The organism is Palaeococcus ferrophilus DSM 13482, assembly GCF_000966265.1.
GTDB lineage: Archaea > Methanobacteriota_B > Thermococci > Thermococcales > Thermococcaceae > Palaeococcus > Palaeococcus ferrophilus.
In genome coordinates this window covers 1-22695 of the sequence record NZ_LANF01000016.1, presented here as the reverse complement: position 1 = coordinate 22695, position 22695 = coordinate 1, and the positions used below count along the sequence as shown (strand labels likewise).

Below are 22695 nucleotides of genomic sequence, written 5' to 3'. Positions count from 1 at the left end.
GCGGTGGGGGGGGGTGGAAGGGGCCCTCGAATAGGCATCATCATGAGGAACTCCCCTCAAAAAACCGCAGGTTTTGAGCCCTATAAGTGCAAAAGCTTCTTTTAGGCGACCCCTAACTTTCGAGGGTCAAAGAAAAGGGAGGGAGGAAAGTGAACGGCACATGGATTGGACTCATTGGAATGCTCCTGCTGGTCGGTGCGTGGGTACCCCAGACAGTAGAGACTATAAGAACAAAAAAATGCCCCCTGAACTTCAGGTTTATCATCATCTACGTTACGGCAGCTACTCTCCTCACTGTTTACTCCTACATAATCCACGACTGGGTGTTTCTGACCCTTAACGGACTCTCCGCGCTCCAGAGCGGGATAAACCTCCTCATCAAAATCAGGCACGAGTGAGGGTTATCTCCTCCCCCATCATCTCAATTTTGGAGGATCTAACCACCTTTATCCTGCACTCCCTGAGGTTGTCCCCCACCACGAGGATCGTTGTAAAGAAGTCCTTCAGCATCGCAATCAGGCCGGGGAACGTTTCCAAAATGGGTCTGTTAACGAAGTACACTGCGGTCCTTCTCCTGCCCTCGGCCAGCTCGCCCGGGACGGTCGCAATCCTCACGATGGCCCTCGTGTTGTCCGAATAGAACGCGAACAGCTTATCCACACCGAGGACTATGTTGAGAGGAACCTTCCCGCCATCGAGAAGCGACCCGAATACGGAGGAATACCTGCTTATGTGTATGTCCACGTCCTCGTCCAGGGACATCCGTGTAACAACGTTACCCCTGTTTATAACGCCTCCTATTTTCAGAACGGTGACTTTCTCCAAGGGGGACACGTCGAACCCCAGGAGCGCCATCTGGCTGAGGTAGAGGTGGAGAGTGTCAATTACGTCATCAACGATTACAGGTGTCCCCTCCTCCAGCGCGCGGCTCACAAGGGCCAGGAGAAGGGCGTAGGGAGGGTATTCGGGTTCGTAAATCACGAGCACGTTCTCACCGGGGGTTAAGGCATCGAACAGCTTGCTGAATTCATCCATCCCCCTCCCCCCTCACTATCCTCAAAAAATCTTCCCTCGGCAGAGTGAAGGTCCCCATGAACTCACGTTCCGGACTGCGAACTATGCGGACCACGTATTGCTCGCCTTCCCAATCCAGCTGGACGAGGCTGGTAAACATTTCCCTGATATATGCGTGTTCCATGGGGTATCCCTCAAGGATGTCCCGGTTCACGAGGTACAGGGCGGCCCTTTTCTCGTTCCCAGTGTATTGGAGCTTGCTTGCTATGAATAGGAACCTGTCGTGCGGATGGGGGGTTACCAGGAATCTGGTCTCAAAGCCCAGTACAAAGTTCACGAAGAATTCCCTCCTCCCAAGGATGCTACCGAATATACGGGAGTACTCCGCGCTGTGGATATAAAAATCACTCTCAAGCTCTATCCTGCCAATCACGTTACCGAGGCTCCTTTTTCCGCCGAGTTTAATAACGTAAACATCCCCATCCTCCAGAAAGGACGTATCGAGCCCTGATACCTCCAGGGCGAAGGCGTAGCGGGAGAGTGCGTCCCCAACATCATCTATGATGACCGGGATGTTCTCCCTCCGAACCTGCCGCATGATGTAGTAGAATACGAGGTAGTAGGGGAAGTCCGAGGAATATTCTATCAGCAGGCTTTCTCCGGGCTTGAACGTGTAATATTTATCCCCTGCCAGAGGCACAAGCATGGGTATGGCTACCTCCCGCGTTCGTTTCTCATTAATGATTCAGAGCTTGAGAGAATTAAACTTTTTCCTTTACCTTCATGCATCTGACGCCCTTAAACATGAAAAATAGTAAACAATCGCGCGGCGGGCTACTTCCGGGCGTAGAGGCCGACGAGCTCCCCCTTCTGGATTACGTGCCCCTCCATAGCCCTCTCGAGCTCCTTCTTCGTTGCCCCGGGTTTGAGGTCAAGCATGGTGTCCAGGACGTAAACCTTGAAGCGGTAGTGATGTGGCTTGCCCCGCGGGGGACATGGGCCGTTGTAGCCGGTTCTACCGAAGTCGTTCCTTCCCTGAGAGAAGCTTATAGGCGACGATACCGTACCGTTCTTGGGAAGCGCCTCCGGTATCTCCTTCACGGGGGGAAGGTTCCACGCCACCCAGTGGGTGAACGTCCCAAAGGGAGCGTCCGGATCGTCAACGATGATGGCCACGCTCACCGCTTCATCACTGAGTCCCTCGAGGTAGAGCGGCGGGTTCACGTCTATCCCGTCGCACGTGTACTTCACGGGGATAACCTCTCCATCCCCAAAGACCGAACTCACCTTCAAACTATCACCTCCAAGACAGCCGGCCGAAAGCAGGAGGAGCGCCACCACGAAGGGAACCGCGCGCTTCATATTAGTACCTACGAACAAAAACGTAAAAACTTTTCTTTCCTTTGGACATGAAAGTGAGGGAAAAAGATAGTAAACGAAAAGGTCAGGGTATCTCAAATATCCTGACCGTGTTGGTTCCCGAGGTTCTTCCTATTGGTTTGCCCTCCGTAAGGAGAACAGTGTCGTCCGTCTCCACCAGCCCAAGCCCCTTTATGAGGCGTATGATGTCGTTCTCGTCAAACCCCTCCTCCATGCAAAATGGATAGACGCCGTAGGAGAACATGAGGTTGTTGCACGTCTTCTCGTTCGTAGAGAACGCCAGAATCCACTGCTTGGGCTTGAAGCGTGATATGAGCCTCGCCGTGAGTCCAGTCCTCGTGGGCGTGAGCACGTACTTTATGTCAATGCTGCATAGGGCATCGAGGATGCTCCTCGTTATCGCTTCTTTTATGGTCCCTCTGCCCGAGAGCTCGGAGAGGATACCCCTCATTCTCTCCATCCCCATGGACTCCCTGTAGGCCTCCGTGGTTAGGGCAATCCTCGCCATCATCTCAACCGCCTCAACGGGGTACTGACCCACCGCGGTCTCCTCGGAGAGCATCACCGCATCGGTCCCATCGAGGATGGCGTTGGCAACATCCGTAACCTCCGCCCTGCGGGGCATCTTGTCCTCCGTCATCGAGACGAGCATCTGGGTAGCGGTTATGACGGGCTTGCCGGCAAGGTTTGCTTTTCTTATGAGCTCCTTCTGGAGGATGGGGAGCCTCTCGATGGGCATTTCGACACCGAGGTCACCCCTGGCCACCATTATGCCGTCGGCCGCGTTGAGTATCTCGTCGTAATTCCTGACGGCGTCTGGCCTCTCTATCTTAGCTATGACGAACATGCTCTTCCCCATCTTCTCGAGGAGCCGCTTAACCTTCAGAACGTCGTAGACCGAGCCCACGAAGGAGAGGCCTATGGCATCAACGCCGTGCTCCGCCGCGAATTTTATTATCTCAACGTCGGCAGGCGTTATTGCCTCCACCGGAAGGTGCCCCTTGGGGATGTTTATACCCTTGCCCGAGAAGAGCGTCCCCCCCACGAGGACTGTGCATTCAACGTCCTCCTCCTTGACATCATCAACGCGAAGCATTATGTAGCCGTCGCTCAGGTAAATCGTGTCGCCCTTGGCGACGAGCTTTGAAAACCCCTTGAACTCGACGGGGATTATCCCTCCCTCTCCCTCGACGCTCCTCGTGGTGAGCGTTACCTTCTGGCCCTTCTCCAGCTGCATGGAATCGTTCTTCAGCTTCCCAACGCGCATTTTGAGGCCGGGGATATCCCCAAGGATTGCCACGCGCCTATCGAGCTTCGCGGAGACACGCCTTATTGTCTCAATAGTCCTCTCGTGCTCCTCAAACGTCCCGTGGGCAAAGTTTATTCTCGCTATGCCCATACCCTTCTCTATCATCTTTTCGATTATTTTCTCTGACCTGCATGAGGGGCCGATAGTGGCAACAATCTTCGTCTTCTGCTCGGGAAGTCTCATCTCCTCACCTCCACACTAACTATGGAGCTCATGGGATATAACGTTTCCCGGGGCAAACCAAAAATACCCCAAAGTAGAGGTACATCCATGCGTAACGATATTGTCATCCTCCTCAGGGTGCTCATCAGCGCGGTATTTTTTGCCATCCTGCTAAAGGTAGACGTCAGGCTCGAGTTCTGGGGAATAGCCTACATGGGGCTTGGAATGCTCATAAAATACGGGGACATAGTGTTCGATGACCTCCGGGATGTCGGGGAGGAGGAGAAACTGCGGGTGCACCTCCTTGGGCTCACCTCCGCCATGGCCATGGGCACCCTTATGATCGTGGACTACTTTTCATTCATAGTTTTCACCGGCATGATAGGGGGCCTCCTTGCCACGAGAAAGATTGACTCGCGGGACTTCAAGGTCGCAACGGTTTTCCTGTCAGCCTTCTTCGTATTCTCGATGGTATCACACACGGTTCTTTACGCACGCAACCCCCCACTAACGCTCCTCTGGGTGGGAATCATAGCGTTCTGTTCCGCCCTTGATGAAGTGGGGAACGGCAGAGCAGAGGGTAGGGGGGGAGTGATAGCCCGCATCCTCTATTACAGGCCATTCATGAAGCTCGGCGTGGTGGTTATGTCAATTATCGCGTTCCGGCCCGCCTATGCTCTGGTGTTCCTGCTCTTCGACATGGGGTACGAGCTGATGGCGGAGCTATTCAACCACTACGTTTATCTCTCTCGGTTTTCGCAGTCCCGTAGCCCACAAAGAGCACCCTGTCTGGATCAAGGGCCTTGAGGACTTCCGGCCTGTGGGTGATTATGAGCGCGGTAATTTCAGCCTCGCGGATTATCTCGGCAACTTTTCTGGCGACCCTCATGGCCGTTAGAGTATCCAGATGCGCCGCGAACTCGTCTATGAGTAGGAGGTTCGGCTTTTCAGCGAGTAGCGAAGCTATTCTGGCCCTCTCCTTCTGTCCGGTGCTGAGCTCGGAGTATTTGGCTCTGTAGAGGACTGCGTCACTTAGTCCAGCCCTGTTGAGAACTTCAACTGCCGCGTTCAGGTCGCTTATCTTCCGGTAGATGTGCTCCAGTATGCTTTCACTTCCAAACTCGGGCTCGAACTCGCCGGGTATCATAACGGAGACCTTAACGTTCCTGGGGACCTCTATCTCCCCCGTTGTCGGCCTGAAGCGCTCTTCCCACCAGCCGTTGGCTGCTCCCAAAATCAGCCTCAGGAGGGTGGTCTTTCCAGCCCCGCTCGCACCCACGACTGCTATAAGCTCGCCGGGTTTTATCTCGAAGTTGAGGTTCCTCAGGACGGGCCTCTGGATGACGCGGTGTCTAACGCCGAACGCCTCCAGAAGTTCCCTTATCTCATCCGGAAGGCCTTTCACGTCGAGCTCGCTCTCGAAGACCTTGCTGACGTCTTTAAACACTATCGGCCCGCTCAGAGGCTCGACCTTCCCGTAGCTCGGGTGCCAGAGCCTCCCGTCCTTTGGAGCGTACGGATCCTCCTTAAGGAAGCGCTCTATGTACTCCCTCGCCTCCTCGCTCAGCGGGTAGAAGAGCACGGGTCTCCCGCTTGCCGTCTCCCAGATGAACTTGAAGCCCACCTTCTCGAAGAACGGGTTGTAGCGGGCCATCTGGGCTATCGTCTCTACTATGTACTTTCTCTTCCTCATCTCGGGGATTCTTCTCTCAGATATCCACTCGAGCGCGGCCTTAACGCTCAGCTGGCCGAGACCGTCGGAGCGGTAGTCGGGATGGACAACTACGCGGGCTATCCTCGCTCCAGCCGTGTTTGTCTCCTTCAGGGCTTTCCACTTAGCCTCCTCCCAGAGGTACGAGCGGGCAACCCTCCTTTTGTACTTCTTCTTCAGCTCCTCGTAGAGCTCGTGCATTATCTTCTCCGGCCAGAATGCCGGGTGGAACCACTCCTCTGGGAAGACCTTCTCGCGAATGTTCTTCTCAATTTCTCCGTTCGGCAGTCTGCGGTGCATCAGGGGTATCGGCGGGTCAACGCGGACGTAGCTTAGAATTCTCGGCTCGTACTCTTCCCTCTCCACGAGCTCAAGGATTAAGAAGCGCGAGGCCGGAGTTGAACCTTTGATTTCGAGTATGTGGACGTCCTCGCTCCCGCAGACGGGACAGGCCTGCTTCGTGTTGGCCTCGAAGATGTGGCCGTTCTCACAGCGCCACAGCGCTACCTTCTCCTTCTGGCTCGCGTAGTGGTACTGCTCAAGCTCCGCTATCGCCTCGAAGTCGGACTCGTATTTAGCTTCCCTCGCCCGGATTTTGTATGTGTAGAGGAGCTCACCCGTCAGCGGGGAGTAGCGCTTTGCCTCAAGCTCCTTTTCCCATAGAGGCCACACCGGGATCTTCTCGCCGTTGTAGAACTTCCACAGACGGTAGTCGTCAAAGTCGAGAATCTTAACGCCGTTCTTCTCCTTCGACTTGCTCAGAATCTCTATCTCAACCTCCTCCCCCGTCAGGAACCACTGGGCGATTCCGCTCATGTATAACCTGTATCTATCTCCGCCATCAACCTCGAGAACGCCGAACCAGCGGTGCTTGAACCGCGGGATTTCGCTCCCGACCACCTTCCCCCTGACTATCATGCCACCACCCTATAAAAATGGGAGGTGGTGGTATATATCGGTGGCGCTCAAAGCGTCTCCGCTATTATGGCTCTATCGCCGAATCCGAAAACGTAAGCCATCTTATCGCCATTCAGGCCCCTCTCAAGGAGCTCCTTGAAGCGGTAGTAGTCCGCCGGCGGCACACTTGCCCTGAGCTTCACCCTGCCGAAGCCCTCCCTCCTCAGGACTTCGTTTATGCGGAGGGGATGGAATTTGACCACGTCAACGAGGGTGTAGGCTCTCTTGAAGTAGTCGCTGGTCAAACGCTCGGAGGAAGTTGCCAGAACGCGCCTCTTCTCCCGTAGGAGCATCCTGAGCTCGCCATCAACGGAGTGGAAAAGCTCGTTGATTAAATCGGCGTAGTCTATGCTCTGGGGAATCTCGTAGAGGTACTCCCTAGGCTCATCGGCCCACTCAACGATGTCCTCAAGGTTGGGGTCGCTTTCGAGCCTCACCCCCTTGGGAAGGCTCACGGCACTCCTCTCCGCCCTGGCCAGCGGCTCGAAGTAAAACGTGAGCCTGTTGAGTGCCCCAAAGAGGTCAATGTACTCGAACTCGCCCTTCCATGGAACCCTCTCGCGCCTTATCTGTGGCGGGAGGTCGAATATGAAAGAGTCCGTCTTCGATTTGTAGGCCTCGTAGACTTTCAGGGGGCTGGGGAGCAAATCCTCTAGCCTTCTCTCCGGCGCCTCCGGGGGCCTCGCGGGGTCGGAGAATATGACCTCCGCGTCAACCTTCTCGACGGTTTCAGGTGAGAGTGAATCGGCGTTTATGAACTCGATGTTTGAAACGCCATACTTCTCAGCGTTCTTCCGCGCGTAGGCCACCTTTCTCGGGTCGATGTCAATCCCGTAGGCCCTCTCAACCTCCGTGGCGTAGAATATGAGCTGTATCCCTATTCCGCAGGAGACGTCCGCTATGCTCTTCACACCGGCTTTCCCAAGGCGTTTGGCACGGTACCTCGCAACGACCTCGTGGGTGGAATAGCGCAACCCCTCAAGGTCCATCCACAGATCGTCGCGGGAGAACTTGTCCCTCGCCCTTATCCTCGCCCTCGCTATCTCCATGATCTCATCCGCCTCGTCCCTCGGGAGTCTCCTCCGGATTTTGGCCTCGTCCCATCCCTTTTTTATGAGTTCAACGGCCAGCGTGATGTCCTCCTCACTTACCACTTCATCTCACCGGTTAGAGCTTGAACGGAGGGGTTTTAAAACTACCGGGAATCTTGAGAAACACATTTAAAAACCAACGTTCAGAACCACTTAGAGGTGGAAGAAGTGGAGGAGAGAAAGCACGTTAAGAATGGAGACTTCGTTCTTCCGGGCGATTATCTTGGAGTAATAGAGGAGTACCTTCCCGGGGAAGGCGTTGTGGAGGACAACGGGGAGCTCTACGCAACCCGCGCCGGGAAGGTCAGGATAAACATGGAGAGGATGGAAATAAGCGTCGAACCCGCCACGGACACCCCGCCAATCCCCAGGAGGGGTGACATCGTTCTGGCGGAGGTTATTGACGTAAAGCCCCAGGCGGTTGTTCTCAACGTTGTCAGGATAGAGGGGAGGAACGACCTGCGCGGGATAGCCACCTCCACCCTCGCGAGCCTCCACGTCTCCCAGGTGAGGGAGGGTTATGTGGAAAGCCTCTCAAGTGAGTTTAAAATCGGCGATATCGTGAGGGCCAGGGTGATAGGGACCGAAAAGAGCCCCCTGCAGCTCACCACGAAGGGACCAACCCTCGGTGTTGTCTATGCACTCTGCTCCCGCTGCAGAACGCCGCTGGTAAGGAGGGGCAACCAGCTGGTGTGTCCAAACTGCGGAAGCGTTGAAACGCGGAAGCTATCAAGCCTGTACCGCCGCATAAAGGTGTGAAGCATGAAGGCGGGAAAAAGGGTCATAGTGATACACGTGCGGGACGACGTGGAGAAGGAGGAGTTCATGAAGGAGCTCCAGCGTCTCAACCTGCCCGCGTTCATCTACGTCCATGGAAAGCTCAACTCCCTGAAGATAAACATCCAGGGGACGAAGGACGAGATACGGGAGGCCGTCAAAAAGGTAAACGAAATCCAGAAACGCGTTCACGCCCGCCTCTACTCGAGGGGAGGCCTCTACGAGTACAGTCTGGAGGATATCTTCCGCGGCTCCCAGACCACCGTATCGGCTCAGATACTCCTTAAAACGCTCGAACTGCTCGGGGCGAAGGTGCTCTTTGACGGCGACAAGCTCAGGACGTCCCTCTCATGGGAGGAAATCCTTGAGCTCTCAGGAAAGCTCGGGGAAGCACTCTCGAGGATTTCACTCCAGACCACGAAGCAGATAAGGGAAGTTGCCATCCCCGTGGCGGTCGCCTACGGTCTGGACGTCGAGGACGTCCTCGAGAGGCTGGTGGAGATTGGAGCGGCGGAGTTCAAAGAGGATAAGTTTAAATACGAACTGGTCAAGAATAAGGAGCAGGCTTTAGAAGAGCTGATAAAAACGCTGGAGGGAGAGGAATGAAGATTGAGGTCATAAAGAGGGAGGAAAACTACCTTGAGTTCTACCTTGAGGGTGAGGATCACACTTTCGCCAACCTGCTCGTCGAGACTCTCCACAGAAACGAACACGTAACCTTCGCGGCATACGCCATAGAGCACCCAATAACCATGGCGAAGAAGCCACGCTTCAAGGTAAGGACGGACGGGAAGGTAACGCCGGAGGAGGCCCTCGAGAAGGCCGCGCAGGAGATATTCGACACCGCAAAGACTTTCCTCGAGAAGTGGAACGAGGCCATCTAAACCGGTGGTTCCATGAAATATTCGCGCGACTTCACGGACAAGAACCTCTCAAAGCTCGGCGATTCAATCGCCAACCTTATTTTCTCCCTGGCCCTGAGCGAGTATAAAGGAGTTCCGGACGGCGGAAGGGTTCCCAACTCTTCTCTCGCCGCGGCCCTTCACATGGCGGGTCTGGCCCACTACGTGCCCCCCAGAACCGATAAACACGGAAAGGGGGACATCGCCGAGGCCATAATAGCCTACGCATGGCTCGAAAAGGCCATAACCATAGAGGAGGCATCGCGGATTCTGGTTGGGGTTTTTACCCCCGATGTGCTCCATCCAACGAGGAAAAAGGACGCGATAGGTATAGCCTTCTCTGCCCTCCTGAAAACCATAAAAAAGAGACTGGAGCTTTAGAGCCCCATCGCTGCAAGAAGGTCTGCCTTAGTCGGCAGCCTCGCGAAGAGGTCCGGGTTCTTTATCTTGAGGAGTATCGGAACCTTCGGGTCGAACATCTTCATCAGCTTGTCAAAGGGTATCTTCCCCTGACCAGGGAGAAGGTGGAGATCACCGACGCCGTAGGCGAGGGCATCCTCCGGCTCAACCTGCGGCGTAAGCTTTCCGAAGTTGTCGTGGACAAGGAGCAGAACTGCATTATCCACCCCAATTTTAACGTCATCAAGGAACTTGTCTACGTCCCCCTGGGCGCTGAGGAATGCATGCCCCACGTCCAGGGCGAAGCCAACGTTGTCCATGCCACGTTCTCAACGACGTAGAGGGTGTCCCTGACGCTGAAGGTGTTCTCGAGGGCTATCTTTATGTCGAACTTCTCGGCTATAGAGGCGAGCTCCTTTATAGCGTCAATCTCGAGGTCGAGCCTCCCCGTCTTGCCGCTCTGCATGACTATTATCCTTGATCCGAGCTTGATAGCAACGTCCATAATGCTCTTGGCGACTTTAAAGTGCCTGGAGTAGTACACGTGGTCCCTGAGGTTGACGGACATGGGCATCCTAACGGCGTAGTCTATTCCAACCCCCCTGAGCTGGGTCTCGACCTTCTGCAGGTTCTTCTCAACCACTGTACCGTTCATTATCAGGCAGAGCGTGTGTGGGAATATCTCAACGAAATCGTAGTTCTTTATCTTGATGTCCGCAAGCGTTGAGGCGAGCGATTTATCCTTACTTATGAACTGGGGGTAAATGGTAACTCCAACCCTCACTTTCAACACCTGAACCCTATTCTCCCCGAGCATATAAAAGTTTAATCTTTGGAGAAGACGTTGGCAAAGAGCATCGCCACGCTGACCAGGAACACGAGGGTCGAGAATATCTCAAGCCTTCCTATCCACATGTGCAGGATGAGGAGGAACTTCGTATCAAAGGGCATAAGCGGGGAGGTTATGCCCACGCTCAAACCCACGTTGCCCTGGGCGGAGGCCACCTCAAAGAAGGAATCCACGAGGCTCCTCCCGACGCGGAGCATCAGGTATATGGTTCCGAAGATAAGGAAGGCAATGTAAGTCATCGTGAAGCCGAGGACTTCCCTTATCTCGTCCTCCGAGAAGACGTACTCCCCGACCTTCCTCTTGATGACCGCGCCCTTGGGAAGGATTGAGCCCTCTATCGTCCACTTCAGGCTCTCGTACATCAGGGTTATGCGGATGAGCTTTATGCCTCCGGCGGTGCTTCCCGCACTTCCGCCTATGACCATGAGCCCGCCTATGAGGAACTTGGCCAGCTCGGGGTATTTTGAGAGGTCTGCTATTCCAAATCCCGTACACGTTATTGCCGAGATGCTGTGGAAGATTGCCTCCCTGAGGGACCGGGCGAGTGCATGGGTTGAGGTGAATAGGCTGTACGTGATGAGGGAAATCGCGAAGAACAGGAAGAAGAACATGTACTTGACCTGGATGTCACGGAAGAAGGGCTTTAGGGAGCGGTTCTTGAAGATGTTGTAGTGGACTGTGAAGTTGACGGCGCCCATTATCATGAGGAATATAGTGATGGCCTCTATGCTCAGGCTGTTGAAGTAACCTATGCTCAGGTCGTGGGAGCTCATACCACCCGTTCCGAGGCCCGTCATCGAGTGGGTGATGGCATCGAAGGCGTTCATGCCGTTGATGTAGTAGAGGTAGGCGCCGAGGAGCGTGAGCACGAGGTATATCTCGAATATTATCTTAGAGGTGTTAACGAGGTTGGGGAGGATCCTCTCGCTCCTGGCCTCCGCTCTATAAAGTCTCGCAGCAGCGACTCCGGGGTGAATAAGGACGGTCAGCGCGACGAGCACTATACCCACTCCCCCGAGCCACTGCATCCACGCACGCCAGAAGAGCAGCATGCGCGGGTAGCTCTCGAGGTTGCTCATCATGGTTAAACCGGTTCCAGTCCAGGCGGACATCGTCTCGAACCACGAATCAATGAAGCGCATCTTCGCTATGCCCATGAACGGAACGACGCTTATGAGGGAAGCCAGCAGCCAGACAAAGGCGGAGGCGACCATGGCCTGACGGAGGTTTATATCAACGACCTCCTTTGAATGGCGGGCCAGCCACGCCCCAACGAGGATGCTTACAATACCGGGAACCACGAAGTACATTGCCAGGGAAAGCTCCCCGGGGTAGAACCACGCCAGAAGGGCGGGAACTAAATAGGCCACCCCAACACCCTGGAGTATGGCCCCGATTATATTGCGCACCACGAAAAGGTCTCTCGAGAGAGTTATGAAGCGCCTGACTTTAAGCATCGGCCCACCAAAGGGTTAAGGGGAGGGGAAGAATAAAAAGTTTGTGATGGTTCACAGGGTTCTGAGTATGACCTCGAAGGTTCTGTCACCCTTTATGAACTCCAGAACGAGGCTCTTGTCGTAATCCATAAAGCGCGTGCCCTTGAGGGCGTATCCCTCCTCCGTGAGGTGGCTGTGTATGCTCAGCCCCATCTCCCCAAAGAGCTCAGCGGCCAGTGCCGCTACGCTGGCCTCCTTGATGCCCAGCTCGTCGTGGTACCTGCGGGCAAGTTCGAACACGTCCATAACACCACCACTCTAGATTCGTCGCGAAGCTTAATATGGTTTGCCCGACCACCGCAAAACTTTAATGGTGGAAATGATTACGAATAAATGTGGTCAAAATGAGCCGCAAACCTGAAGCCCTCTGGTGCCTCAGAATAGGGGAGAGGCTCTTCGCAAGGGTTCTGGGAACGTACCCCTACGAGGTGGAGGTGAACCTGAGGAGCGGATGGAACAGGTGCACCTGCCCCCTCGGCGGGGACTGCAAGCACGTTAGGGCCGCACTGGAAGCTTACCGTGAGGGGAACTTCGTGGAGGGGGAGGAGTGGATGGCCTTCGAGCCCTCCTCCGCGGTAGGGGTTATCGCCTCAGAGAACCCATCCAGGGCAATGGAAATCCTGCTCCGGGAGCTCGAGCTTTCTCTCAAAACGGACGAGAGCGGAAGCAGAAGCGCGGGGATTTTCTGGCGCGCCATAGGCCTTCTCAAAATGTCGAACCTGATTGAATTTGAGGAAGAAAAACTAAGGGCCCTCTTCGTGGAATTTAGGGACACTTTTGAAGGCTACCCTGCGGTGGAAAGGATTGGAAGGGAGCTAGCCTCTCTGGGCCTGGTACCACGCGAGTAATATTATCGCTCCCGCACCTACCAACACTCCAATACCCATCCACGTGAGCTTGCCCTTGAGCGGAACCACCTCGACGGTGACGTTCTCCTTCACAATCTTGGGAACCTCCACAACCTGGGGCACCGTGGTTGTCATGATCTTCGTCTCGGTTATCGTTGTGCAGTTGCACGGTTCGGTAACGTTAACGTACACCACTTTGGGCTCGCAGGTTTTATTATCTGTCAGATTAACGTACACAACCTCCGGCTGGCGCGGAAGTACCTCCACGACAGACGATGTTGAGGTGAGCACTTTCCCTTGGAAGAGAACCCTTGCACCAAGACTGACGTTCCCGGGAGCCATCGGCACGAGCGTGAAGTGATGCTCCTCAGTAGCGTTAACCGGTAGGCTCTCCTCCAAACGTAGGTAACCCCCTTCAAAGGCCATATCCGATGTTAAAAGCGCGAATCTACCTGAAAGGGGCACTTCAATAACAACCGGAAGTTCGACGTTACCCGCGTTGTGCACCTTAAGCGTGCCCTGCAGAGGTTCTCCCAGTGGGGCTCTCCCGGGTACAGAGATGCTCAAGGAATAGAGCGCGTCGGCGGGGGCCACCTCCACCCGGGGAGAATTTGAATAAAAGCTCAGCGTCGTGTAGCCACTGCATGCAAGCTCGTACGGAACATCCGCTTTAACAACGACCCTACCTATTTCCACTTTCCCTGTAGAGTTAATGCGAAGGGGAAGCTTGAAAGAAACGCTCTTTCTCGGTCCAAGCTTTTCTATGAACTGCCCCGGGAGAGATAGAATTTCAACATCCTTCGGAGCCTCGTAGGATATCCTTAAATTTTTGAGCTCCTCGTTTCCATTGTTGCGAATGAAAATGGTGGTGTTAAACGGTACGTACTGCAGGGCATTGCTCGGGGATTTAAGTGTCACATCAAGCCACGGAAATTCCTCGGCCTTCGGAACCTCCGCAGGATTGAAAAAGACAATGAGTTTGGCTTTTATCCCGTTGGAATCCGTTGAGACACCCTCAACTCCGACCTCAACTCCCCCGTGGGCAATGCCCGTTACAGGGCTTCCCCCAATGTCCACAAGGCCCCCTGCCACCTCAACGCCGCACTCATTCCGGATACTCACGTAGGCTTGATTTCCAAGGATCCGGTCAACTCTCACTAAGTAGGGCCCGATTTTAACGTCCTTTCCTTCGTAGACGTAGTCCTCAAAGTACGGATTTGAGAGAACGTCAATATACGCTCCCCTAAGATTAACCGAGAGTTTCAGGTAGTCAATGCCCTTGAGGTCGCTGGTGACTATGTGGAACTCCCGAGTATCGAGCTTATCCCCAACATTCAGTTCGTAGGGTGTTCCATCAACTTTAAGAACTACCTTCTCGATGTAATCGGTGATATTCTCAACAGTCGCGTTCTCGAAGGTTATCGTATGACCGAAATACTCAACGCTCTTCCCCCTCTCCAGGTAACCGTCGAAAACCTTTGGATACGCTTCCACATGAATTTTTAGGTCTCCGAACGTGAAATCTTTTGAAGAGAATTCTTTGGTGGTGTTTCCGTCTGTAATCCTAACTTTAAAACCCTTCTCGTTAGCGTACAGGAGGGTTAGGTTATAGCGATCAAATATCACTCCCTCCCCCTCGAGCACGTAGGGGAAAGACACCTTAGCTAGAATGTGGCCGCTTTTTCCCACGAACGTCCTGTTGAGCGTGACTGTAATTTGCCCGAAGGAAGCACTATCACCGGGAAATAACTTGAATCCCTCACTCGATGTACCGTTAGACATCTCAACAAAGACAGAACCATCCATACTTACATCGGCAAATCGAACGGCGTAGCCGTTAAACGTCATCTCCCCGGGTATCGTCGTCCATCCGAAGAACGTTGAAGCCGCTACGGACGGGACGAGTAAGAGCAGTACCATAAGGATCCCCAGCCGCTTCATCATCCTCCCCCCATGAGAAGCATAGCCATCTCTCCTCCACCGACTCCCATCATCTTGGCCATCATGGTCTGTCCAACGTACATCCCAATGGCAAACACCCACAGGAACACCGCGAAGTAGTAGAGGGCCCCTAAAACGTTCCCCCCATCGGCAAACTTCACGGCGAGGGCCGAGAGCAGCGAGTGGATGACCATAAGCCCCAGCATAACCCACGTTAGGAACTCCATCCCCGTGGGAGGTATGACATGGATTATGTCCCCTATGTACTCGCTCGGAACCTCGAGTCTTCCAAAGAGGTCGTTTATTGAAACCGCCACCTGAAACGATGCCGCTATTGAAAACGCAAACGCACCGGTGAGGCCGAGGATTATACCGAGGAAGCTTGAAACGCTCTGCTGCCTCTTCCTCCTGAGGCGGACGAGCCTCTCAAAGTTCCTTGAGATAACCTTTCCAACGTAGTCTGGCTCCGCACCCATCCTGAGGCTCTCACGGAATATCTCAGAAAATATTCCCACAAGCCAGCTGCCTGTTCCGGCTATGAAGAAGTCCCACGCCCTCTCCGTGCTGACCCTGACCGCAAGCCTCCGGTAGAGGGCCCTTATGTCCTCCGTTAAGGTTCCAAAATCGTGGGCACTCAGGTACTTCAGCACGAGGATCAGTGACGCACCGCTGGCCGCCAACGATGAGCTCAAGCTCCTGATGAAGGCCGGGAAGTTCTCGTCCTTCCTGAATATCGAGGCCTCCTCCCTCCTCACAACGTTGCCCGCGAATGCCAGTGGGGTGAGTACGAGTGCCACAACGAAGGGAGTGGGTACGTTGTAGCGGGGCCTTATCACGGCGAAGTAAAGGAGACCGGCTATAATCACGCCAAAGGCCGAGTACATGAGGGAGTTCCTGACGCGAATGTCCCTCTCCGTGGTGAGCCTCTTCTCGGCCCATATCGGATCCTCCGGCATGCGGTACTTTATGATAAGGAGGATTCCCACCTCGGCCGCGACGATCATGAATATCAGGTATATGGCGAGGCGTGTTATGTCCTGGCCAGTTATGATTGGGCCTATGATTATGAAGGCCGCCGCGAAAACGACGGATATGATTATTGACTCGTATATCTCCTTGAATATGTCGAGGTCGTAGAGGGCACCCTCGTAGAAGGTCTGGTAGTCGTCCATAACCGTCTGCTGCTCCTGGAATAGGTACTCCTTCAGGTCAACACCGCTGTCCAGGGAGTAGGCGAGCCTGTCGAGGAAGTCCGAGAAAACCTGACTCGGCGTCCTGCGCGCAAGGAAGCGGAAGGCCTCCGGGAGGGAGCGGTGGAGCTTGTTGACTATAACGTAAACCTTTTTGAGTTCCGAGGCTATGGCACCGAGCTTCGGGTCTTTTGAGAGAACCTCTATCAGCTCGGCCCTTCCCATCTCGCTCGTCGAGAGCACGGCAAAGTAGGTTATGAAGAAGGGGAGGCGGGAGTTTATTGATATCTTCTTGCTGTCGGCGGTGATGTAGGGGTAGACCGCAGCGTAAAGAACGAGGAGGGCGGGCACAATGTACAGTATGACTACTAAACCCATCGGAAGGGGAAAAAAGCGGAGGAACACGGAAGCGGCCACGAAAAGGACGAGGGAGGCAGCTAGGCTCGGAAGGAGGATCTTCTTAAGGTATTCCGCCATTGATACGTCTGCCTTCACGAAGATGCTGATGTGCTCCTCGTTTACCATCCAATCACCTCACAGCCTGAAGCTGAGTCCCTCGATTCCCTTCTCGTAGAAGGCTTTGATCTCCCTGTAAACGTCCCAGTAGTTTGTAATCCCAAGCTCTATCATCCTCTCGATTATCCTGGCCCTCAGGAAGAGCTCGTTGTAGATCTCCTTTGGATCCTCGTAGCCAGCGACCTCCGCTATCTTCCTCTCGAGGATGTAGGAGTTGTTGAAACCACGGAAGATGTGCCTGTCCGAGACGGGATCCCACTCGAAAACGTTCCTCGTGGCGACTCCACCGAGCTCCTCGTAATAGCCCTCGATCTCAACTATGGTGAGAACCCTCCTCAGGAACTTGCCCTTGACGTATACCGCCTGCTGGAAGAGGGCTATGTTGAGGTTGTCTATGAACGTGACCGGCACGTTGATTGGGTGCCCCGTGAAACGCTGGATCATCTTCTTGATGTCACCAGCGTGGAACGTGCTCATAACAGGGTGACCCGTCTGCATTGCCTGGAAGGCTATGGCACCCTCCGCACCACGAATCTCACCGACGATGATGTAGTTCGGCCTCGAACGAAGGGCAGCTTTCAGAAGGTCAAAGAGCGTAACCCTGCTCTCCTCGGGCCCGCGCTCCCTGGTTATGAGACGCTGCCACGTCGGGTGGGGCACGTGAACCTCCGGGGTATCCTCCGCGGTGTAGATTTTAGCGGTCGGCTTGATGAAGGGTATTATCGAGTTGAGGGTGGTGGTTTTTCCGGAAGCTGTCTCACCACAAACGAAGACGCTCATGCCGTACTCGAGGGCGAGCCACAGGTAGGCAGCTTCCTCGGCGCTGAAGGTGTTCCATGCGACGAGCTGGGTAACGCTTAGGGGGGTGGCCGCGAACTTACGGATTGTGGCGCTCGGCCCCTTTATTGACACGTCGGGGGAGTAGATTATGTTGATACGTGAGCCATCGGGCAGGGCACCGTCAACTATGGGGTTCCTGTCGCTTACGGGCCTTCCAATGCGCTCGCTCATGTTCTTGAGATAATCCGAGAGGGCTATGTTGTCGCCGAAGGTTATGTTAGTCGGCATCGCCTCGAATATCTTGTGGATGAGTGAGACGTAGTTGGCACCAATTATGTGGATATCCTCGATGTAGGGGTCGCGCGCTATGGGTTCCAGGGGGCCTATACCTATGATGTCCCTCTTGATGAGGTAGCGGAACTTTTCCATCTCTTCCTTGGTGATTGTTATGGGCGCCTTCCTCCCCAGAAAGCCCGCCTTTGATTTTATGAGCGAGAGCACCGCCTCCTCAAAGAGGTTGTCGAGGAAGCGCTCGAACTCATCGGGGTCCTCCGGGATGTCCCTCGTTGGGGCCAGCTCCAGTATCCTGTCCCTTATAATCCCGTACTTCTTCTCCTCTTCCCTGTTCTCTATGCGCGGCTCTATGACGATGTAGCGCTTTTCAGTCTGCGGGTCGGAGTATATATGGACGAATATCGGATCTCCAACGGGATAGAGAATGTTGGGGTACATTATCTCCTTCATATCCCTCGAGAGCTGGGCGTGGAACTCGGGCATCTTCCCGTACTTCTTCCTGAACTGCTCCACGTACTTTCTGAGATGGGGGTTCCTCCTCATCGCATCGTCCAGTGTCTCGCTTACCCTCTGGGCCATGTCACACCACCGCCGCAATTTCTACTATAAGCCCAACCCTCGGCTCAACGCGGAAGGGTATAATCTTCTGAAAGACACCCTTGGCGTTGTTGTACTTGACTATGGTTGCCGAGTTCTTCAGGTCGCCACCGAAGACCTTAACGTTTAGGCGGATGAGCATGGAGGCGGCCTCTTCAAGCGAAAAAAGCACGTCTCTGTTGATCTCCTCTGGGTTTATAGTCAGTATGACCACCTTGCTCAGGCTAACGAGCTTCTTGAGGTACATGAGGAAGTTTCTCACGGCTGCTACATCCTGCTCCCTCGAGAGGATTGATGAGAATGAATCTATGATGACCACGTTTGAATCCCACAGCCTAGGCTCGCCGAGTAGCCTGCTCAAAAACTTCTTCTTCTCGCTAACACCCGTGAGAAGAGGGTAGAGTGACACGAAAACCAGCTTCTTGCGGATGAGAAAGGGAATTATATCGTACCCGAGGGAGCCCATCTGCCTTATGTACTCCACCGTGGTGTACTGACTTGAGACGTAGGAGGCGGAATAACCGTTCATCAGGAAGCCGTAGAGGAGGCGCTGAACGAATATGGACTTGCCAGTACCCCTATCCCCCTCTATCAGGATTATGCTTCCCGCGGGGATACCACCCCCGAGACGCCTGTGTAGCTCGTCACCCTTGAGCTGCATTTTGAGCAGTTCCTCGACCAAGATGACCACCCATCGGGATTATATTTCGAATACCAAGCTTCTCCTCTTGCCATTTTCCAACACTACCACAATTTTGTGGGCTCCGGATGATAGGGCAGTTCCGCGGGTCACTATTATTTGACCAACCTCGTAGGGGTTGAGGGAAGTGATGGCGTTCCCGGAGGTATCGGTGAAGGTGAGGTTTGAAGGGGGCATTATGTTACCGTCTATGAACACCTGAACTGAGGATGAATCAAAGGCAAAGCTTTCCTTCCCTATGTTCTTGATGTAAAACGTGTAGTTGTATGGACCCGTCCCACTAACGGGGATGTTCTGGGGGTCGTTTATTATGGCAAAATCTGTCCTGAGCTGGTCCGCCATCATGGCTCCCCTATCGTTGATACCGTGGGCTATGTCGTTGGTAACGTAAGCCAAAGCACCCGCAACGGTGCCCGCGACGATTACCGCGACGATGAACATTATGAGCTCACTCGCTGGCCCTCCTGCGGCCATCAGCTCACCTCCGTTGGGCAGTACCACTGCTGATTGTTAAGGGTTACACTTGTCCCAGACTTTGTAAAGTTAAACCGCAGCACACAGCCGTTATCAAAGACGTATTCAAACACATGACTTCCATCGGAGACACTACTGTGTATTATCCCATTAATCTCTCCAGGAAGGAAATAATCCCAATCAAGTGTGGAGCTGTATACCCCATCACGGAATATGTTGAGATATCTCGCGGAAAGAGTCGTGCCGTTGTTAATGTAATCCACAGTGACATCAGTACCATCACTTGTTATGGACACTATCTCTACACGTGAATGAACCCATGATAGTTGCAAATTGTTCTCAAAGGATTCAGCGTCCTTAATCTGAGCGTAAACATTGTCCCATGCATTGTAGACTGTCGCAGCGGCCATTAAAAATGAAATAAAAATTATCGCTGCACTCGCTGAGACGCTGAACCCCATGCTCCCACTGCCCCTCAGACGCCGTAGAACTCATCGAGCGTCTTCTCAAGCATCTTGATTTCCCTTTCGAGCTTGTCGAGGACGTCCCTGTTTATCCTGAGACCCCTAAGGCGCTCTATGAAGAGCAGGCTTATGAGGTGGTCCTGCACGGTGAGCTTCTCGGCCGGCTTCCACTCGGGATCCCTGTGGTGGGGTCTCGTTCCCTTCGCATAGCGGAGCAGCTGGTTGAGCACCTTCTCGCTTATCCAGCCTATTTCGTAGTAGAACTCCAGGACGCGCTCGAGGTTCTGCATCCCTACCCTGTCAATCAGGAAGCCAAGCCACTTGAGGGCTATCATGGTGGATACGATGTCCTCGGGTACGGTCTCGAGCCTCGCCTTCCTGGGCTCCTCCTCAAAGAGAAGGGTAGCAATGTCCTCTGGGATAGTAAGTCCTTTCTCAGCCATTTCAACTTCACCACCTTCAATTTTTTCCTCTCCAACTTCTTCCTCAACAACCTCTTCTGCAGGAGCAATTTCCTCGTGAGCTTCAATTTCCTCCACGGGAACTTCCTCGGGCCCCTCTACGGGCATCTCTTCCACGGGGACCTCAACTTCTTCTGGTGCCGCCTCGGGCAGCTCCTCCTCAACTTCCTCAAGCTCCTCCCCGGTTCCCTCAGGAAGTTCTTCAACCACCTCGACCTCTTCCACTGCTGGGGCCTCCACAACCTCCTCGACCACTGGTATTTCTTCCTCCGGGGCAGGAGGCATCTCGGCCTCTTCGGGCAACTCCTCTGCCCTCTCTTCCACTGCCCTCTCTTCCACCAGCTTCTCGACTTTCTCGGAAAGTTCCTCGACCTTCTCGGGGAGCTCCTTGATGACTTCGTGAATCTCCGGCGCCTCCGGGGCCTCGACCTTCTCGACTTTCTCCCCCACCTTCTCGAGCTTCTCCTTGACTTCCTCAATCTTCTCCTCCACTTCGCTGGCCCTCTCTTCGTGTATCTCGAACTTCTTCTCCTCAAGGCTCTCCACAAGTCTTGAGAGTTGCATGCTCAGATCCGTGAGCTTCTTGCCGAGGTCATCCACGCGCTTGCTAATCTGCTCATACTTGGCCGCCTGCCCTCCGTACGTGTCGAGAACCCTCTGGACTATCTTCTCCAGCTGCTCGTAGGTGAGGGAGTCCTTCCTAGCTATCAGCTTCTCCTTAAGGTCGTTGATGATGACCGTTGGCACCTTGCCCTTGAGCTCTGCGAGCTTTGCATTGATGTCCGCATCGGTGACATACCTCATCTCCATGGCTCACACCTCGGCCAGCACCTCGTATATGATGGAGTCTATATCAACACCATAGCCCGCCAGCACTTTGATGTCGTTCTTCACCTGGGCTATCTCGAGTTTGAGGTCCTCTATCTCCTTCCTGAGCTCCTGTACCTCATGGCTTAGCGGGTTCTCCTGCGCCATCTGCTCCTTGAAGGGGTTTATCTCCTGGGAAACGACCTCGTAGAGCATCATGACGTCCTTTATCGTCTTGTCAAGGCGCTCAATCTCATCCCTGAGTTCCTGGATGTTCTTCTTTAGAGTGTCAATCCCAATCTTCATCCTCGGGATGTCGTTCTCGATCTCGTTGATGCGCTCCATGATCTGGTTGAGTGCCTCCTCCTGTTCCCTGCTCTCAACGCGCTCCTCGAGCTCCTCCGCAAGTTCCTCCATTTCCTCGTGCTCTTCCACCGCCGGTTTCTTCTTGAATAAAGATGAAAGGAAGTTCAGTGCCACTCCCTGTCACCTCCTGTATTCACTGGAGCTCGAGGACGTTGTAGTTGTAGGTGCTCGGAGTTGTGAAGTCTATAACTCCCGCGGCACCGGTCTCGGGTATAACCTTACCCACAATCTTGGTGGCGGGGGATATCCCGGCACCCCTGGGTCCTGTGAAGCCGGTCGTATCAATCAGCAGCGCCGCGTAGTCCCCCCACGAAAGCGTGGGGTGGTCTTTGGTCATACTGCCGTCTCCATCGTTTATAACCGCTATTCCAAAGCTGGTGCCGCTTACGTTGCTCCACACCGTCAGGTTAAAGAGGTCACTTATGGTACCGTTCCAGAAGGCGCTGGAGTTGTACTCGTAGACAACCATCTTCTTACCGTCGCTGAGAACGATTTTGGCCGTGCCGAGGTCAATACCCATGCTTCCCGCGTTGGGGCTGACGTAAATGGCCATCCTCGTTATGGTGCCCGCGCTTGGCGTGGTAGTGTTAACGTAGCCGTAGACGTTGAGCACTTTTATGCCGCTCGCGACCTCCTGTGTGGTCTGCCTGCCGGTCGCGGAGGCCTTCTGCTCAAGGTAGCCGGCGGTGCTTATGATAACCCCTGCAGCCACTGCCGCAACGAGAACCATTGCGATGAAGACGATGAGCGTACCGATGCCTATCGCACCCTTCCTCTTCATTGCCTCACCTCCCTAAGTTAAAAATCAAAGAACAAAAGATGAAAGGGCATCACTGGAGGTCAACGACGTTGTCCGTGTAGGTGCTCGGCGTGGTGAAGTCAATGACACCCGGAGCACCGAACTCCGGAATTATCTCTCCAGTTATCCTGGTTCTGACGGGTATGCCGTTGAAGAGGTTGTCCACGTTGACCGCTATGACAACGAGGTCTCCCGCGTTGATTGTGGGGGACGTCCTCTGGACAGAGCCATCGGCATCCTGGATGACGATGATTCCGTAGGTCGTTGAGCCAAGGCCTGCCCAGTTGAAGGTGCTTCCAATGGTATCACTAAACACATCGCTAACGGAAGTGTCCGCGAAAGCGTTTATGCTGCTGTTGTAGTAGAGAATTCCCTCGGTGGTACCGTTTGAAAGGACGACCTTGGTGTTG

General features: G+C 54.1%; 24 protein-coding genes and 2 pseudogenes. 7 read left to right on the top strand and 19 right to left on the bottom strand.

From position 1 onward, the window contains the following. Positions 1-179 precede the first annotated feature (179 nt). Positions 180-398, top strand: a complete 219-nt coding sequence (locus tag PFER_RS08925) for a hypothetical protein (RefSeq protein ID WP_048151317.1) — start codon at positions 180-182, stop codon at positions 396-398. Here the strand turns inward: PFER_RS08925 and PFER_RS08920 are convergent. The 4 genes from PFER_RS08920 to pyk all read right to left on the bottom strand — a co-directional run bounded on the left by PFER_RS08920 (position 385) and on the right by pyk (position 3886). Continuing rightward, positions 385-1035, bottom strand: coding sequence for a DUF257 family protein (locus tag PFER_RS08920; protein WP_048151313.1), 651 nt, complete (start codon positions 1033-1035; stop codon positions 385-387). The genes PFER_RS08925 and PFER_RS08920 overlap by 14 nt on opposite strands. After that, complete coding sequence (locus PFER_RS08915) at positions 1028-1720, bottom strand: DUF257 family protein (protein WP_048151310.1); 693 nt, start codon at positions 1718-1720, stop codon at positions 1028-1030. The genes PFER_RS08920 and PFER_RS08915 overlap by 8 nt, the downstream gene beginning before the upstream one ends. A gap of 128 nt (positions 1721-1848) precedes the next feature. After that, the gene (locus PFER_RS08910; protein ID WP_048151308.1) at positions 1849-2376 is read right to left on the bottom strand and encodes a YbhB/YbcL family Raf kinase inhibitor-like protein; all 528 of its coding nucleotides are present in this window, start codon (positions 2374-2376) and stop codon (positions 1849-1851) included. Positions 2377-2458: 82 nt separating this feature from the next. Next, complete coding sequence (gene pyk, locus PFER_RS08905) at positions 2459-3886, bottom strand: pyruvate kinase (RefSeq protein WP_048151306.1); 1428 nt, start codon at positions 3884-3886, stop codon at positions 2459-2461. A gap of 87 nt (positions 3887-3973) precedes the next feature. On the opposite strand from pyk, the gene PFER_RS08900 reads away from it, so the two are divergent. Beyond that, on the top strand, positions 3974-4672 hold the full coding sequence (locus tag PFER_RS08900) for a hypothetical protein (RefSeq protein ID WP_048151303.1): 699 nt from the start codon (positions 3974-3976) through the stop codon (positions 4670-4672). Here PFER_RS08900 and PFER_RS08895 read toward each other — a convergent pair. Continuing rightward, positions 4593-6494: a GNAT family N-acetyltransferase gene (locus PFER_RS08895; RefSeq protein ID WP_048151302.1), complete on the bottom strand. Its 1902-nt coding sequence runs from the start codon at positions 6492-6494 to the stop codon at positions 4593-4595. The genes PFER_RS08900 and PFER_RS08895 overlap by 80 nt on opposite strands. 47 nt (positions 6495-6541) lie before the next feature. Then, the gene (locus PFER_RS08890) at positions 6542-7687 is read right to left on the bottom strand and encodes a methyltransferase domain-containing protein (protein WP_048151296.1); all 1146 of its coding nucleotides are present in this window, start codon (positions 7685-7687) and stop codon (positions 6542-6544) included. A 96-nt stretch (positions 7688-7783) separates the two neighbouring features. Here PFER_RS08890 and PFER_RS08885 point away from each other — a divergent pair, with 96 nt between their 5' ends. Genes PFER_RS08885 through PFER_RS08870 form a run of 4 tightly spaced genes read left to right on the top strand, consistent with a single transcriptional unit; the run spans position 7784 to position 9684 of the window. Then, positions 7784-8383 (top strand): exosome complex RNA-binding protein Csl4, encoded by a 600-nt coding sequence (locus tag PFER_RS08885; RefSeq protein ID WP_394297000.1) that lies wholly within the window; start codon positions 7784-7786, stop codon positions 8381-8383. 3 nt (positions 8384-8386) lie between these two features. Next, positions 8387-9007: a DUF2067 family protein gene (locus PFER_RS08880; protein ID WP_048151294.1), complete on the top strand. Its 621-nt coding sequence runs from the start codon at positions 8387-8389 to the stop codon at positions 9005-9007. Continuing rightward, the gene (locus PFER_RS08875; protein ID WP_048151293.1) at positions 9004-9285 is read left to right on the top strand and encodes a DNA-directed RNA polymerase subunit L; all 282 of its coding nucleotides are present in this window, start codon (positions 9004-9006) and stop codon (positions 9283-9285) included. The genes PFER_RS08880 and PFER_RS08875 overlap by 4 nt, the downstream gene beginning before the upstream one ends. A 12-nt stretch (positions 9286-9297) precedes the next feature. After that, positions 9298-9684 (top strand): ribonuclease III family protein, encoded by a 387-nt coding sequence (locus PFER_RS08870; protein ID WP_048151292.1) that lies wholly within the window; start codon positions 9298-9300, stop codon positions 9682-9684. Here PFER_RS08870 and PFER_RS08865 read toward each other — a convergent pair. From PFER_RS08865 to PFER_RS08855, 3 genes and pseudogenes are all read right to left on the bottom strand, one after another. After that, positions 9681-10486, bottom strand: a pseudogene (locus tag PFER_RS08865) (sugar phosphate isomerase/epimerase family protein). The gene PFER_RS08870 and the pseudogene PFER_RS08865 overlap by 4 nt on opposite strands. A 41-nt stretch (positions 10487-10527) precedes the next feature. Further along, a complete protein-coding gene (locus PFER_RS08860) occupies positions 10528-12009 on the bottom strand; it encodes a TrkH family potassium uptake protein (RefSeq protein WP_048151291.1) in 1482 nt (493 codons plus the stop codon). A gap of 51 nt (positions 12010-12060) precedes the next feature. Then, positions 12061-12294, bottom strand: coding sequence for a hypothetical protein (locus tag PFER_RS08855; protein WP_048151289.1), 234 nt, complete (start codon positions 12292-12294; stop codon positions 12061-12063). A gap of 98 nt (positions 12295-12392) precedes the next feature. Here PFER_RS08855 and PFER_RS08850 point away from each other — a divergent pair, with 98 nt between their 5' ends. After that, positions 12393-12896 (top strand): SWIM zinc finger family protein, encoded by a 504-nt coding sequence (locus PFER_RS08850; RefSeq protein ID WP_048151288.1) that lies wholly within the window; start codon positions 12393-12395, stop codon positions 12894-12896. On the opposite strand, the gene PFER_RS08845 is transcribed toward PFER_RS08850, so the two are convergent. The 10 genes and pseudogenes from PFER_RS08845 to PFER_RS08800 form a co-directional block, all read right to left on the bottom strand. Further along, the gene (locus PFER_RS08845; RefSeq protein ID WP_157255177.1) at positions 12864-14837 is read right to left on the bottom strand and encodes a hypothetical protein; all 1974 of its coding nucleotides are present in this window, start codon (positions 14835-14837) and stop codon (positions 12864-12866) included. The two genes, PFER_RS08850 and PFER_RS08845, sit on opposite strands and share 33 nt — an antisense overlap. Continuing rightward, the gene (gene flaJ, locus PFER_RS08840; RefSeq protein ID WP_048151286.1) at positions 14837-16552 is read right to left on the bottom strand and encodes an archaellar assembly protein FlaJ; all 1716 of its coding nucleotides are present in this window, start codon (positions 16550-16552) and stop codon (positions 14837-14839) included. Before flaJ ends, PFER_RS08845 begins: the two co-directional genes overlap by 1 nt. 9 nt (positions 16553-16561) lie before the next feature. Continuing rightward, complete coding sequence (locus tag PFER_RS08835; RefSeq protein ID WP_048151285.1) at positions 16562-18196, bottom strand: type II/IV secretion system ATPase subunit; 1635 nt, start codon at positions 18194-18196, stop codon at positions 16562-16564. 1 nt (position 18197) lies between these two features. Continuing rightward, on the bottom strand, positions 18198-18896 hold the full coding sequence (locus PFER_RS08830) for an ATPase domain-containing protein (protein ID WP_048151284.1): 699 nt from the start codon (positions 18894-18896) through the stop codon (positions 18198-18200). Positions 18897-18914: 18 nt separating this feature from the next. Next, on the bottom strand, positions 18915-19388 hold the full coding sequence (locus PFER_RS08825; protein ID WP_048151283.1) for a flagellar protein G: 474 nt from the start codon (positions 19386-19388) through the stop codon (positions 18915-18917). Next, positions 19388-19849 carry a hypothetical protein gene (locus PFER_RS08820; RefSeq protein ID WP_052696218.1) on the bottom strand — a complete coding sequence of 154 codons (462 nt, stop codon included), beginning with the start codon at positions 19847-19849 and terminating at the stop codon, positions 19388-19390. The genes PFER_RS08825 and PFER_RS08820 overlap by 1 nt, the downstream gene beginning before the upstream one ends. Before the next feature lie 14 nt (positions 19850-19863). After that, positions 19864-21123, bottom strand: coding sequence for a FlaD/FlaE family flagellar protein (locus PFER_RS08815; RefSeq protein WP_048151282.1), 1260 nt, complete (start codon positions 21121-21123; stop codon positions 19864-19866). 3 nt (positions 21124-21126) lie between these two features. Next, the gene (locus tag PFER_RS08810) at positions 21127-21600 is read right to left on the bottom strand and encodes a flagella accessory protein C (protein WP_048151281.1); all 474 of its coding nucleotides are present in this window, start codon (positions 21598-21600) and stop codon (positions 21127-21129) included. A gap of 19 nt (positions 21601-21619) precedes the next feature. Then, positions 21620-22267 (bottom strand): flagellin, encoded by a 648-nt coding sequence (locus tag PFER_RS08805; protein WP_048151280.1) that lies wholly within the window; start codon positions 22265-22267, stop codon positions 21620-21622. A gap of 49 nt (positions 22268-22316) precedes the next feature. Then, a pseudogene (locus PFER_RS08800) lies at positions 22317-22695 on the bottom strand (flagellin); the annotation flags it as partial.